The sequence below is a fragment of the Streptomyces sp. NPDC110618 genome (assembly GCF_055657065.1).
The window spans coordinates 23,579-36,275 of sequence record NZ_JBVKBN010000038.1; the positions used below are offsets into that span (position 1 = coordinate 23,579).

15 protein-coding genes and 1 pseudogene are annotated in these 12,697 nt (G+C 68.3%); 5 read left to right on the plus strand and 11 right to left on the minus strand.

What is annotated here, in order from left to right; genetic code table 11:
• Position 1: 1 nt before the first annotated feature.
• The 4 genes from ACZ7L7_RS36285 to hemL all read right to left on the minus strand — a co-directional run bounded on the left by ACZ7L7_RS36285 (position 2) and on the right by hemL (position 4,119).
• Positions 2-592, minus strand: coding sequence for a TlpA family protein disulfide reductase (locus ACZ7L7_RS36285; RefSeq protein WP_285515976.1), 591 nt, complete (start codon positions 590-592; stop codon positions 2-4).
• Positions 593-681: 89 nt separating this feature from the next.
• Positions 682-1,926, minus strand: coding sequence for a polysaccharide deacetylase family protein (locus ACZ7L7_RS36290; RefSeq protein WP_285515977.1), 1,245 nt, complete (start codon positions 1,924-1,926; stop codon positions 682-684).
• Positions 1,927-2,113: 187 nt separating this feature from the next.
• Complete coding sequence (locus tag ACZ7L7_RS36295; RefSeq protein WP_285515978.1) at positions 2,114-2,806, minus strand: histidine phosphatase family protein; 693 nt, start codon at positions 2,804-2,806, stop codon at positions 2,114-2,116.
• Positions 2,803-4,119 carry a glutamate-1-semialdehyde 2,1-aminomutase gene (hemL, locus tag ACZ7L7_RS36300; protein WP_453598867.1) on the minus strand — a complete coding sequence of 439 codons (1,317 nt, stop codon included), beginning with the start codon at positions 4,117-4,119 and terminating at the stop codon, positions 2,803-2,805. Before hemL ends, ACZ7L7_RS36295 begins: the two co-directional genes overlap by 4 nt.
• 292 nt (positions 4,120-4,411) lie before the next feature.
• Here hemL and ACZ7L7_RS36305 point away from each other — a divergent pair, with 292 nt between their 5' ends.
• Positions 4,412-5,041 carry a hypothetical protein gene (locus ACZ7L7_RS36305; protein WP_285515980.1) on the plus strand — a complete coding sequence of 210 codons (630 nt, stop codon included), beginning with the start codon at positions 4,412-4,414 and terminating at the stop codon, positions 5,039-5,041.
• 67 nt (positions 5,042-5,108) lie between these two features.
• Here the strand turns inward: ACZ7L7_RS36305 and ACZ7L7_RS36310 are convergent.
• From ACZ7L7_RS36310 to ACZ7L7_RS36340, 7 genes and pseudogenes are all read right to left on the minus strand, one after another.
• A pseudogene (locus ACZ7L7_RS36310) lies at positions 5,109-5,480 on the minus strand (tyrosine-type recombinase/integrase); the annotation flags it as partial.
• Positions 5,481-5,506: 26 nt separating this feature from the next.
• Complete coding sequence (locus ACZ7L7_RS36315) at positions 5,507-5,833, minus strand: DUF6087 family protein (protein WP_261719159.1); 327 nt, start codon at positions 5,831-5,833, stop codon at positions 5,507-5,509.
• 31 nt (positions 5,834-5,864) lie between these two features.
• Complete coding sequence (tgmC, locus tag ACZ7L7_RS36320; RefSeq protein WP_261719158.1) at positions 5,865-7,052, minus strand: ATP-grasp peptide maturase system methyltransferase; 1,188 nt, start codon at positions 7,050-7,052, stop codon at positions 5,865-5,867.
• Entirely contained in the window at positions 7,042-8,004 is a 963-nt protein-coding gene (gene tgmB / locus ACZ7L7_RS36325) for an ATP-grasp ribosomal peptide maturase (protein WP_472077958.1), read from the minus strand. Before tgmB ends, tgmC begins: the two co-directional genes overlap by 11 nt.
• Before the next feature lie 5 nt (positions 8,005-8,009).
• Positions 8,010-8,312 carry a putative ATP-grasp-modified RiPP gene (gene tgmA, locus ACZ7L7_RS36330; RefSeq protein ID WP_190901747.1) on the minus strand — a complete coding sequence of 101 codons (303 nt, stop codon included), beginning with the start codon at positions 8,310-8,312 and terminating at the stop codon, positions 8,010-8,012.
• 121 nt (positions 8,313-8,433) lie between these two features.
• The gene (locus ACZ7L7_RS36335; RefSeq protein WP_453604903.1) at positions 8,434-8,796 is read right to left on the minus strand and encodes a hypothetical protein; all 363 of its coding nucleotides are present in this window, start codon (positions 8,794-8,796) and stop codon (positions 8,434-8,436) included.
• Positions 8,790-9,206 carry an ATP-binding protein gene (locus tag ACZ7L7_RS36340; RefSeq protein ID WP_453604907.1) on the minus strand — a complete coding sequence of 139 codons (417 nt, stop codon included), beginning with the start codon at positions 9,204-9,206 and terminating at the stop codon, positions 8,790-8,792. Before ACZ7L7_RS36340 ends, ACZ7L7_RS36335 begins: the two co-directional genes overlap by 7 nt.
• A 253-nt stretch (positions 9,207-9,459) precedes the next feature.
• On the opposite strand from ACZ7L7_RS36340, the gene ACZ7L7_RS36345 reads away from it, so the two are divergent.
• The 4 genes from ACZ7L7_RS36345 (at position 9,460) to ACZ7L7_RS36360 (ending at position 12,610) form a co-directional block, all read left to right on the plus strand.
• Positions 9,460-10,713 carry a helix-turn-helix domain-containing protein gene (locus ACZ7L7_RS36345; protein WP_472077959.1) on the plus strand — a complete coding sequence of 418 codons (1,254 nt, stop codon included), beginning with the start codon at positions 9,460-9,462 and terminating at the stop codon, positions 10,711-10,713.
• Entirely contained in the window at positions 10,698-11,228 is a 531-nt protein-coding gene (locus ACZ7L7_RS36350; protein ID WP_261719154.1) for a GNAT family N-acetyltransferase, read from the plus strand. The genes ACZ7L7_RS36345 and ACZ7L7_RS36350 overlap by 16 nt, the downstream gene beginning before the upstream one ends.
• 105 nt (positions 11,229-11,333) lie before the next feature.
• Positions 11,334-12,167 (plus strand): AbiTii domain-containing protein, encoded by an 834-nt coding sequence (locus ACZ7L7_RS36355; protein WP_453604897.1) that lies wholly within the window; start codon positions 11,334-11,336, stop codon positions 12,165-12,167.
• Positions 12,164-12,610: an AbiTii domain-containing protein gene (locus ACZ7L7_RS36360; protein WP_472077961.1), complete on the plus strand. Its 447-nt coding sequence runs from the start codon at positions 12,164-12,166 to the stop codon at positions 12,608-12,610. Before ACZ7L7_RS36355 ends, ACZ7L7_RS36360 begins: the two co-directional genes overlap by 4 nt.
• Positions 12,611-12,697: the final 87 nt, after the last annotated feature.

A 12,697-nucleotide genomic window follows, 5' to 3' on the forward strand; every position in this document is an offset into this window, starting at 1 on the left:
GTCACTTCTCCGCGAGGACGGGGTCGATCATCTTGCGCAGGCTCTCCTCGCCGAGCGCGGCCAGGGAGCGCGCGGCGAGCTTGCCGTCGCGGTCGATGACGAGCGTGGAGGGGATGGCCTGCGGGTTGAGGGTGCCCTTCTTGAAGCGCAGCATCAGCTTGCCGGTGGGGTCGTACAGGCTCGGGTAGGTGACGCCGCGGTCCTCCTCGAAGGCGCGGGCGTTCTCGACCTTGGCGTCGCGGGTGTTGATGCCGACGAACTCCACGCCGTCCTTCTTGAGGTCCTGGTAGACCTTCTCGAATTCGGGTGCCTCGACGCGGCAGGGCGCGCACCAGGAGCCCCAGACGTTCAGCACGACGACCTTGCCCTTGTAGGAGGCGAGGTTGAGCTGCTCACCGTCGACGGTCTCGCCGGACAGGTCGGGGGCCGCGTCCCGCTGGCCCTTCTTGACGGTCGCGATGCCGTCCTCGCCCATGACGAACCCGGTGCCTCCGGAGCCCCCGGACGTGCCGCCCGAGGTGCACGCGGACAGCAGCAGCGCGGCGACGACGGCACCGGCGAGGGTCAGGGGGGCACGGCTGGCGGCACTCATGTGAAAAGTTTCGCATGCCCGTTCCGGGGATCTTGCGCACCCCCCTCGCAGGTGAAAATCCGCATTTCAGACCACCTTTCGGCGCCCTGTCACAGCTTCTTCCAGCCTCCGGCGGGCGCCTGCCCGACCTCGAGGGTGCGCAGCTTGTCGAGCACCTCCGGCGACTGAACGTCCAGCCAGTCCACGAACTGCCGGAAGGAGACCAGGCGTACGTCCTCGCCCTTCTCCTTCTCGCGCGCGATGTGCTTGAGGGCCTTCTCGACGGCGTCCATGTAGATGCCGCCGTTCCACTGCTCGAAGTGGTTGCCGATGAAGAAGGGTGCCCGGTTTGACTCGTATGCCCGCTTGAAGCCGGATATGTAGGCGTTGGTGGCCTGTTCGCGCCAGCCGGGGTAGTTGTGGGCGGGGGCGTTCGTGGAGTTGATCGACTGGTTGGCCAGGATGTTGTAGTCCATCGACAGGACCTCGAAAGTGTGACCGGGGAAAGGTATCTGCTGGAGCGGCAGGTCCCATATGCCCTTTTTCTTGGTCGGCCAGACCTGGCGGCCGCCGGGCGAGGAGGCGTCGTAGCGCCAGCCGAGCTCGCGGGCGGTGGGCAGCAGGTTGTCCTGGCCGAGCAGACAGGGGGTGCGGCCGCCGACGAGTTCCTTGTCGTAGTCGAAGGGCAGCGAGGGCAGGTCGGTCCACCCGGAGTTGGTGCGCCACTCCTTCACGAAGGACTTCGCCTGGTCGATCTCGCTGCGCCACTGCTGCGGGGTCCAGTGGGCGACGGAGCCCGAGCCCGCGCAGAAATGGCCGTTGAAGTGGGTACCGATCTCGTGCCCGTCGAGCCAGGCGCGGCGGACGTTCTTGAGGGTGTCCTTGATGTGGTCGTCGGTGAGGTAGCCGATGTCGGAGGCGCCGCGCTGGTTGTTCGGGGGTTCGTAGAGCCGCTTCTTGCTCTCGGGCAGCAGATAGAGCCCGGAGAGGAAGAAGGTCATGTGCGCGCCGTGCTCGGCGGCGAGGTCCAGGAAGCGCGGGAAGAGGCCGTTGCCGACCTCACCGGCGCCGTCCCAGGAGAAGACGACGAACTGGGGCGGGGTCTGACCGGGCTCCAGCGGCTCCGGCTTGGGGGGCTGCTTGGGCTGCTTGCCCGTGTAGGAGGTGGAGCCGTCCCCGATGGGCTTGGCGGAGGGCTTCGACTCGGGCTTGGAACCGGCGGGCTTGCGGTCGCCGGAACCTCCGGAGGGGTTCGGTCCGTCTGACGACTTGAGGGCGCCGCAACCGGCGAGTCCGGCCGCGGCGGCCCCGGCGACACCGAGTCCGAGTGCTCCCCTGCGGGTGAGAGTGCGCATGGCATCCCCGTTCGTACGTGCTCTGCTGGTCACCCAGTCAGAGGACGCACGGAACGGGACGGTTCCTGTGGATCACATGTGATTCACAACAAATGCCATGGAAAAGGGGTGTTGATGCGCTATGCGCAACAGCGGGACGCAATGCGAACTATGCACACCAACATAACTTACGAACCCTTATTGACCCCTATGCCCCAAATGCCTTGCTCTTGCCCTTGACCGGCTTCGCGCCCGCCCGCAGATGGACGGGGACGAGATCGATCGCGGGCTCGCTGTACCCGACCGAGACGATCCTGTCGCCCCGGTAGGTGAAGGACGTCAGCGACGCGAGCGTGCACTGGCGGCGGCGCGGGTCGTGCCACAGCCTGCGCTTCTCCACGAAGGACCGCACGATCCAGATCGGCAGCTGATGGCTGACCAGCACGGCCTCGTGCCCGCGCGCCCGGTCCTTGGCGGTGTCCAGCGCCCCCATCATCCGTACGACCTGCTCGAAGTACGGCTCGCCCCAGGACGGCTTGAACGGGTTGACCAGGTGCTTCCAGTTGGCCGGCTTCTTCAGCGCGCCGTCGCCGACGCCGAAGGTCTTGCCCTGGAAGACGTTGTCGGCCTCGATGAGCCGCTCGTCGGTGACGATGTCCAGGCCGTGCGCCTTGGCGATGGGCGTCGCCGTCTCCTGCGCCCGCTCCAGCGGGGAGGAGCCGACGTGGACGATGTCCCGGGAGGCCAGGTGCTCGGCGACCCGGTCGGCCATCTGCCGGCCCAGCTCGGACAGGTGGTAGCCGGGCAGCCGGCCGTAGAGGACGCCGTCGGGGTTGGCGACCTCGCCGTGCCGCATCAGGTGGACGACGGTGATGTCCTGGTCGCTGCTGACGTCGCTCATGCCGTGGCCTCCGCCGCCGCGCGGGCCGCCGCCGGAAGGGCGTCGGCGATCCGCTGCACCGCCCGCTCGTCGTGGGCCGTGGAGACGAACCAGGACTCGAAGGAGGACGGCGGCAGGTAGACACCGCTCGCCAGCAGGGAGTGGAAGAAGGCCGTGTACCGGAACGAGTCCTGCTTGCGGGCGTCCTCGTAGTCACGGACCTCGCGGTCGGTGAAGAACACCGAGAACATGTTGGACGCGGTCTGGATCCGGTGCGCGACGCCCTCCTTGGTGAGCGCCTCGCCGACCAGGCCCCGGATCTCCTCGGAGACGGCGTTGACCTTGTCGTAGGCCGCGTCGTCGAGGAGCCGCAGCTGGGCGAGCCCGGCGGCCGTCGCGACCGGGTTACCGGAGAGGGTGCCCGCCTGGTACACGGGCCCGGCCGGGGCGAGGTGCGCCATGACGTCGGCGCGCCCGCCGAACGCCGCGGCCGGGAAGCCGCCGCCCATGACCTTGCCGAAGGTCATCAGGTCCGGGACCACACCGTCCACCCCGAACCAGCCCGCGCGGCTGGTGCGGAACCCGGTCATGACCTCGTCGGAGATGTAGAGGGCGCCGTTCTTCTGGCAGGCGTCCTTCAGCCCCTGGTTGAAGCCGGGGCGCGGCGGTACGACGCCCATGTTGCCCGGGGACGCCTCGGTGATCACACAGGCGATCTCGCCCGGGTGCCGGTGGAACGCCTCCTGCACGGCCTCCAGGTCGTTGTACGGCAGCACGATCGTGTCGCCGGCCTGGGCACCCGTGACACCCGGGGTGTCGGGGAGGGCGAAGGTGGCGACGCCGGAGCCCGCGGCGGCGAGCAGCGAGTCGACGTGGCCGTGGTAGCAGCCGGCGAACTTGATCACCTTGGAGCGCTGGGTGAAGCCGCGGGCCAGCCGGATGGCGGACATGGTCGCCTCGGTGCCGCTGGAGACGAGCCGTACCTGCTCGACGGGGGCGACCCGCGCCACGATCTCCTCGGCGAGCGCGACCTCGCCCTCACCGGGCGTACCGAAGGAGGTGCCGCGCGCGACGGCCTCCTGCACGGCGGCGATGACCTCCGGGTGGGCGTGCCCGAGGATCATCGGCCCCCAGGAGCACACCAGGTCCACGTACTCGCGCCCGTCGGCGTCGGTCAGCCAGGCGCCCTTGCCGGACACCATGAACCGGGGCGTACCGCCCACGGCGCGGAAGGCGCGCACCGGGGAGTTCACACCACCCGGAGTGACGGCCGCAGCACGGTCGAACAGAGCCTGCGACTCAGGCGCATCGTATGAATAAGGCAGTGAGCTCATCTCCTGCGACTTCTCCGACCTTCTCCGAGTGCTCGGACTCCGGTTGCCAGTGACCTCCTCAGGGTAGGCCAGGGGGCGCGCGCGACCGCCGGGCCGCTCCCTGCCTCTCCCCACTGACCCGAGATCCAGTCCCTGCCCCCGCGCGATCTGCGAAACTGGGCACTGGTACAAGATCCTGCGGACAGGTGTTTCAACGCACGTTTCGGCGAGCGACCGTGGGGGAGGTCACTGACACGATGATCGGGTTGCGCGGCGGGGGCCACGCGTCCTAGAAAAGCAGTCGGGTGGAGATATGCATCGCGGTGGCGGACTGGGCGAGGGGACTGATGACCTGGGTCCTCGTCGTGCCCGGCGGGGAAGGCACCGACGCGAGGCGGAGGAAGCTACCGAAGCACGTCAGGGCGGACAGAGCGGACAGACGGACCCCGAGCGGATCGACCGACGCGTCGACCGGCTCCGGGCGGCGAGCAGGAATGGTGGTCGGGTGGGGGTGACGTACAAGTACTTCGGCGCGCCGGACGGCGCGACCGCGGCCCGCGTCCCGATCTCGATGCGCCCCGAGGAACTCGGCGGCGACGAGCTCGGCATGAACGGCATGTTCACCAAGATCAAGCCGGAGACGATGGCCGCGATGGTACTGACCGGCATCGAGGGCGTCCCCCTGCACAAGGTCCCGCCCCTGGAACTGGTCGTCCTGCACCCCGACTACGCCGTCGTCAAACTCCCCATGACCGTCGTCGACCCCCTGCGCGGCATAGGCGAGGAAGCGGTCGGCGCGGCAGCCTTCATCTGGTCGACGGTCCCGGACCGCGGGGGCCCGCGGGACGCGTTCAACGTGTACCAACTGCTGCACGAGTGGCAGGACTTCAGCCATCGGTTGCATGAGGCGGGGCATCAGCCGTACTGCCTTGTGTGGCCCTGAGCTGGGGTTTCGGTGCTTTCGGGCGGGGTCTTCGGGCCTCGCCCTTTTTGGTGGCGGAGAGGGGCCGTCAGGCGGCCAGGGCACATTGAGGGCACATTGGTTTCGCTGGGGGTGCTGATGTGCCCTGGGCTGCGGGCCGGTCGCCGTCGGCTTCCGCTTCCGCCTCGGCTTCCGTTTCCGTTTCCGTTTCCGTGAAGGCGTCGTCGATCGCCTTGCGGGTGCGGGTCTCGCTGGACGGCAGTAGGTGCGTGTACGTCCGCAGCGTGAAACCCGGGTCCGAGTGGCCGAGGTACTCGGAGAGCGCCTTGATACTCTCCCCCGCGCCCAGGAGCACGGAGGCGTACGCGTGCCGGAGGGCGTGCATGCCGTCTTCCGGCGCCGCCTGGAGGTAGCGCGCGCCGCGCTCGCGGGGTGGGATCACTCCGGCGGCAGCCAGGGCAGCAGCCTCAGGCACGGCGGCGCTGATCACCTCTGTGCCCGGCCGCCACCGTCCGGCCTGGGTGCCTGGGGTTTGCGGTGCCTGCCGGTGCCGGAGCCGAGCGGCTTCGACACCGGCCCTGCGGGCGAGGGCTCGTTGGCCTCCGGGTACAGGATGGCTTGGGCCTCGACCAGGCTGGCTGCGAATCCGTACAGCTCCCAGGTGTGCCCGTTCCAGCGCTCGATGGCGCGGGGCGCATCCGGATTAAGATGCGATGCCCTGGGCCCGTCGCCGGGCATGACAGGCACGGCGCGAAGTCGGCCGATCTTCGCGTCACGGCGTTCCGCCCAGTCCTTCAGCGGTTCGTCGTCCATCCTGGCGTTCCTCGCGTCGTTGGCGGCTGTCTCAGGAGGGTAGCGGCCACTGCGGGCCGTTCGGGTTCCCGAGCCAGACGGCCTGCTGGTCGCGGGAGACGGTCACGCCGAACGCCGCGGTGTTCGGTGAGCCGTACTCCTCCCAGGTGGCCACCGCCGATTCGATCGCGTCCCACAGGCGGTGGGGGCCGCCCTGTCGGACCTGCCAGCCGCCGTCCGTGGGAGCGAGGACGGCGAAGGAATCGGTAACGCTGTCCAGCAGAAACGTGCTGACCGGGCCGCCGTCGACCGCCATCGAGAAGAAACGGGCGTCCGGCGCCGCGAGCTGCGCCATGAACGCGGGCCCGGAGCTGGTGAGAAGCTCTGGCCCGCGTGCGGCTTTCCGTACCGTTCCGTCGTCGGGGGCCGGCACCATGCCGAGGTTCTCCGGTGCGTCCTGCTGACGGGCGATCATGAAGCTCGGGTCGTCCTCGCTAAACCACCCGCTCGCGCTGTCACCGGTGACGATGAGTTTGGCCAGGCCGAGGGAGCGCATCCAGCCGCGAAGGGTGGTGAGGATGAGGCCGCCCGGCCGGACCTGTTCCAGCCAGGCGGGCGGGATGCTGCGGAAGCCGCACGTGGCGATCAGGCGGTCGTACGGGGCTCCGCCGGGGTGGCCGGCGCAGCCGTCTCCCACCAGCAGGTGGGGGGTATGACCGGATCCCGTGAGGGCGTGGCCGGCTCGTCGGGCCACGCCCTCGTCCGTCTCGATCGAGGTCACGCTCTCGCTGCCGAGCCGGTGGCACATCAGTGCTGTCGAGTAACCGGCTCCGGTGCCGATCTCCAGTACCTTCATGCCGTCCTGCACATCCAGGTCTTCGAGCATCCGGACCACGAGGCTCGGCAACGTCGACGACGAGGTCGGGGTCGCGTTGCTGATCGGCTTCGGGTCGGCCCAGTCGAGGTCCCGGCCGTCGAACTGGGTCATCCATGTCTCGTCGGTGTAGACGAGCCGTAGCCACTCCTCCTTGCCAACCGTCTCCGGTGTGACCGGCTCCCAGGTGGTGACGCCCGGGGCGTGGCTCTCCCGGTAGAAACGCGGGATGAACCTGTGGCGTGGCACGGCCTCCACGGCGGCCCGCCACTGCGGTGAGCGCAACCAGCCGTGCTTCTCCAGTTGTCGGGCGAGTCGGCGCCGGAGATCGGCTGCGGCCGCCTCGATGTCGGTTTCACTGGCCACGGAGTCCTCCTTCCAGGAGATCGGCGAGTGCAGCAGTCATCGGCAGACCGGTCGGCGGCTCCATCCATGCCCACTGCCCGGAAGGATTGCACTCGATGAAGATCCACTCACCGCGGTCGGTCAGAGCGAAGTCGAACGCCCCGAAGACGAGCCCGAAGTGCTTCAGATAGGCACGCATCGACCGCTCCACCGCGGGTGGCGCGGCAAGCGGCGTGTATGTGTGAGTGCCGTAGTCCGTACGCCAGTCGAGGAGACCGGAGTCGATCCGCACGGCGAAGATCTGCTCGCCGATCACAGTCACCCGGATATCGGCAACCTTGCGCACCCGCTTCTGGAAGAGGTGCATGGTGCCGGACACGGAATCGTCGATCTCGTCGACGGTCACCTCGGTCACGGGGACCGTCTGGGCCTTGCCGTCGACCAGGTAGAGCGGAACCGAGATCGGCTTGAAGATGACGGCACCTTGCGCCTTGATGAAGGCCCGCGCGTCGTCGGGAACGTTGGTGATCAACGTCGGCGGAAGCGTGAAGCCAGCCGCCGCCGCTGCCGCGAGCCCGGCTGGCTTGTACTCGGCGTCGCCGATGCGATTGGGGTGGTTGACGTAAAGGCAGCCGGGCAGCGAGGTCAGGATGCCTCCGAGCCCGTAGCGCGCCTGGGCGACGGCGAACCGTTCGTCCTGCTTGTCGAGGTGGGGGAAGGCAAACCCGGAGGGGCGCCGGTAGTACACGGAACGCACCGCGCCCAGGTCGGCACGTCGGCTCGGGGTCTGCACGCTTCCCCGCCAGCTGTGGGTGCCGCCGATGGCGGCCGAGCACGACAGGGTGGCGGGGAAGTCACCGGAGTCGAACCGCACGACCGGGACGCCCCGGTCGTGCAGCTCGGCGATCACGAAGTCCGCGGTCGGGTCGTCGAGGTTGGTGACGACCAGGACCGGACGATCGTCGTTCGTCACCAGAGTCACTGGTCGGTGTCGTTCCCCGTGTCGCTGTCCGGGGAGTCGCTGTTGCGGTCGCCCTGACCCGTGGTGCCGGTCGCGGGATTCGTACCGGAGGATGTGCCGTGGCCCGGGGACATGGTGGGCGCCCCGGAGGTGTCGAAGTACCGGGCGGTCTGCGTCTTCGGATCCAGCGTCACCGTCGCGTAGACGGGGCCCTCGACGGGCGGGTACGGGGCGATGCGACGGAGACCCCACGGGGCCGCCGTCAGATGCCCCTGCGGCAGCGGGCTGCCCGTGGGGAATCGATCCATGTGGTTGAACACGGTCTTCCTTCCTGTCAGAAGTTCTGTCCTTCGCCTGACTTGCTCACCCGCACGGCATCGAGGAACGTGGTCCTCCTTGTGCGGGAGTCTCAGGGGCACCGGGAAGAAGAGGCACCGGGCCCTACGTCGAAACCGGACCGGGACTTCGCAGCCCGTCCAGGACCCGTTGAAGGAGGCTGATGTCCGGTGCGCGGGCCTCGACTGCCAGTCGGCCGCCGTCGTACCAGCGGCTGAGCTGCTGCCGCCACGCGATCTCGGCACGTTGTATCTCCGCGCGGATCTCGCCGAGAGCCATTCCCGACTCGACGCGCAGCCGCACAAGGTCGGCGGGAGTTATCCGGACCGACTCCGGGACAGCAACTGCGCCGGCCTCGTCAGACGGACGCGTCGGGCCGAAGGCCAGCTGCACGCACGCGTCCGGGAACGGGTCGCCGACCAGTTCCTCCGAGGGCAGGAGTCGTAAGGAGATACGCGAGATCAGCATGCGGCCGGCACCCGCAGCTCTGCCCAGACGAGCTTGCCCCAACGATGCAGGTCGTAGCCCCACCGCCAGCTCAGCGAATCGACCAGGAGCAGACCACGGCCGCCCTCCGAGTCACCTTCAGGACAGCCCGGTTCCGGGGTGTCTCGGCACTTGTCGGCAACGCCGATCCGAATCACTTCGGCCGTCTCGCGCCGAATCACCACACGGACCACGCGACAGGGCGTGTGGCTGACGGCATTGCTGATCAGCTCCGAAACGATCAAAGTGCCTACCTCGGCCAACTCACCTATGCCCCAGGTGTCCAGAGCCGCGGAGACAAGCAGACGTGCGCGACGCGCGGATTCCGGCTCGCACGGCACCGTCTCGGTGTAGCCCGGAACACCGGTCGCGGTTGGTTTGGCGGCGGTCATGGTCACGGGGTCATCCCTCCGAGGCTGGGACGCCCGCCCCGCGACGGGTGCGCAGGGGCGGGCTTTCCTCCACGCCATCGAGAGGCGGGAAGGGGAATCTCGCCCGCTCAACGGCTGGTACCGAGTCAACGGCCCTTGGCTGACGGCGAACAGGAAATGTCGCGCCCCGCCGTGCCTCCGCGAACCGGAAGACTTTACGCTCCGGTGACCTCGGGTCTGGTTCGGCCAGTGACCACAGGGCTACGGTCGGTCCATGGGAGCGAACGCCATCCTCAAGAGCCGGATGGAGGAACTCGGGCTCACCCAGGAAGAATTGGCTGGTCGGATGAACGCTGCGCTGGCAGAGATCACCGGCAGGCCCGGTGACGTCTCCGACCGCACAATCCGCAACCTCCTCAACGGGACCTCCCGCCGCCCCATCGGACGCACATGTGCAGCCCTGGAGCGGGTGTTCGGTTGTCCCGTCGAGGACTTAGGGTTCAGCGCACCACGCACCATGCAACACCCGCAGGAGGACCCCGTGCGGCGTCGCACTTTCCTCACCTCAGCGACCGGAAGCGCGGCCGCCGCCGTTCCCTTGGTGGCCCAACGCCGGACCGTCGGCATGTCGGACGTGGCCCGGGTCGCTGCCGGGATGAACGCCCTTGTCGAAGCCGACGACCGCCAGGGCGGACACACGGCACTGGAGAAGGCCGCCGCCCAGGGCCGCACGAGGGTGCTGGAACTACAGCAGCGCAACGCCGGGGAACGCGTCCGCCGAGCCCTGTACGCACTGGCCGCCGAGTACACCACCATCGCCGCCTGGTCCTGCATCGACGCCCGCAATCTCGACCAGGCCCAGAGCTACCTGAACGAATCAGCGACGTACGCCGGCCTCTCCCAGTACGGCCCCACCGAAATGCGGGTCTGGGTCAACCTCTCGATGCTCGCCTACCAGCGGCAGAACTGGCCCGAAGCCCTCGCAGCGGCCCAGGCCGCGCAAGCCTCCTCAGCGGCTCGCCGAGACCCGTTCTTCGACTCGCTGGGCCGAGTCCGCGTCGCCCTCGCGTACGCGGCTCTCGGTGACGGCCGTGCGGGCCTGCGTTCACTGGGATCAGCCCAGGACACCTTCACGAGAGTGGCCGACCGAGAGCGTCCGCGCTGGACCGCCTTCTACGGGCAGGCCGAACTTGACCACCTCGCCGCAATCGTCCAGTTCAACAGCGGACGCCACCCTCATGCCGAAGCCATGGCTCACCGCGCGCTGGCCAGGATCCCGACCGCCTTCCGGCGCAACAAGGCCCTCGCGACCGCCCAACTCGCCCTCGCACAGCTCCACCAGGGAGAGGCCGAACAGGCCACGGCCTCAGCCACCGACGTCTTCACCATCATGGATGGCGACCCATTGCCCGGCCGTTTGCGCACGCTCATGGGCGACTTCCACCGGGGCCTGTTCGTCATGGCTCCCTCCGCCTCCTACGCACGAGACTGGGCAGACCGCATGCGAACCGAATGGAGCCGAGCGTGACCGACCTGCGTCACTTCCAGCACGGAAACCTCCCCGAGGTCTTCCGGCAGATGCTCATCGACGTACACGCCGACGCCTACGCCGATCAGATGGACGACCCCTTCCACCAGCGCTTCGCCTGGTTCGTCGACCACTGGACCGGCATGGACGGCTTCTCCTGCGTGGTGGCGTACGACGAAGACGAACCGGTCGGCTTCGCCTACGGCGCCCCGCTCGCCCCCGGCCGCGAATGGTGGCGCTCCACCGCGTACGAGCCGAACAACGGCTACTCCTCCACCTACGCCGTGTCCGAGGTGATGGTGCGCCCGGGCTGGCGAAAGCAGGGAATCGCCGACCGCTTGCATGAGGCGCTACTCAAGGAACGCACGGAAGACCTCGCCGTGCTACTGGTCGACGTCACACACCCCAAGGTCCAAGCGCTCTACGAGACCTGGGGATACGCCAGAGTCGGCGAGCAGCAACCGTTCGCCGACTCACCGGTGTACGCGGTCATGGTCAAAGACCTTCGGGACTGAGTCAGGAACTGGAGCCCATGACTCCCTTGGCGCTGATGGCAAGGCGAGGTGCCAGGACGACGAAATCGACCAGTGCTGTCAGTGGGACAGGGCAGACTGGACACCGTGACGACACCCGACATCCGGGGGCTGGAGCAGCTTGAGCGCGCCGTCCTGGATGACACCGCCTCTCTCGCTACCGCCCTCCGGCGGTGCATCATGCTGGCTGGCTACGCCCACCACGGCCAACTGCGCGCCTGGGCGCTGAAGGAGCTGGAAGGGTACACGGCGGCTGATGAGCTGCCCTCGTACCGGAAGGTGCCAGCCGCGCTCGAAGTCGTGGTGGACCTCTATCTACCGGGCCAGATCATCCGGGGCAACACCCAGCGGATCAGCCCTGGGCAGCTACCCGAGCCCGCTCAGGATCGTGGCATCGGAGAGAGCGCACCGATCCGGCAAGGAGTCCGGGAACTCGAAGCCGTCGTCACTCGCGGGGACAGGGTGGTACGTCTGAGCCCGCCCGGCTCGGCTGAATACGTCCTGCTGATGACACAGGAACAGCACCAGTTGGGAAACGAAGGCTCCCACATTACGTCTCTGCACTGGGACGTCTCCGTTGCCAGCATCGAAGGCGTCCTCGATCACATCAGAACTCGTCTGACCCAGTTCGTCGCGGAAGTGAGAGCAGCCATGCCCGCCGGCCAGCAGAACCCCAACCCCGACCAGATCGACTCGGCCGCACAGCAGGCCCTCAACATCACGGGAGGCGACGGCTCCACCTTCAACATCACCGCGTCGAACGCGAAGGCGGACCGGAGCGGCACCGCGAGCGCCAACGTCAACGAACCCACGCCCGCGCCTCCGCAGCCCTGGTGGCACCGCAGCTCAGTCGTCTGGACCGCCATCGGAGCGGTGGCGGCGACCGCCAGCGTCATCGCCACCGTGGTCTTGACGAAATGAGACTCGGCCGAAGCCGCCTCGACCGGCTGGAGCGCCATGTCCTCAACGAAAGCCGCTCGCTCGCCCCGATCCTGCGGCAGGTGATTGCCCTCGGCGGAGACGCCCACTCCGCAGCGCTGCGCACTTGGGCCCTGCATGAACTCCAGGGCTATGAGGGTACGGATGTGCCGGTCCCCGACTACCGGAAGATTCCGGCGCCCCTGGTAATGGACGGCCACAGCGGAAGGTTCCAGTTCCGGGAACAGCCGGTCAGCATGTTCGACCTACCGGACTTCGCCCGTGACAGCCTGGGCGACGAACTCCGCCTCGGAGTCGGTGTGGGCCAGATCGAGTCGCTGGTCGCCAGGCATCCAGGCCAGACCGTGCAGCTCGGTCCGGCCATGGCTGCCGAGCTGGCTGTCGTGATGAGCCAGAACTCCCCCAGGCAGGTGCTCATGAGCTGACCCCGGATTCGTGGAGTCCCTGAAGCCAGGCTTATGATCCTGGCCCGAAGGAGAACCACGAGCAGTGCCAGCACCACGTAAGTATCC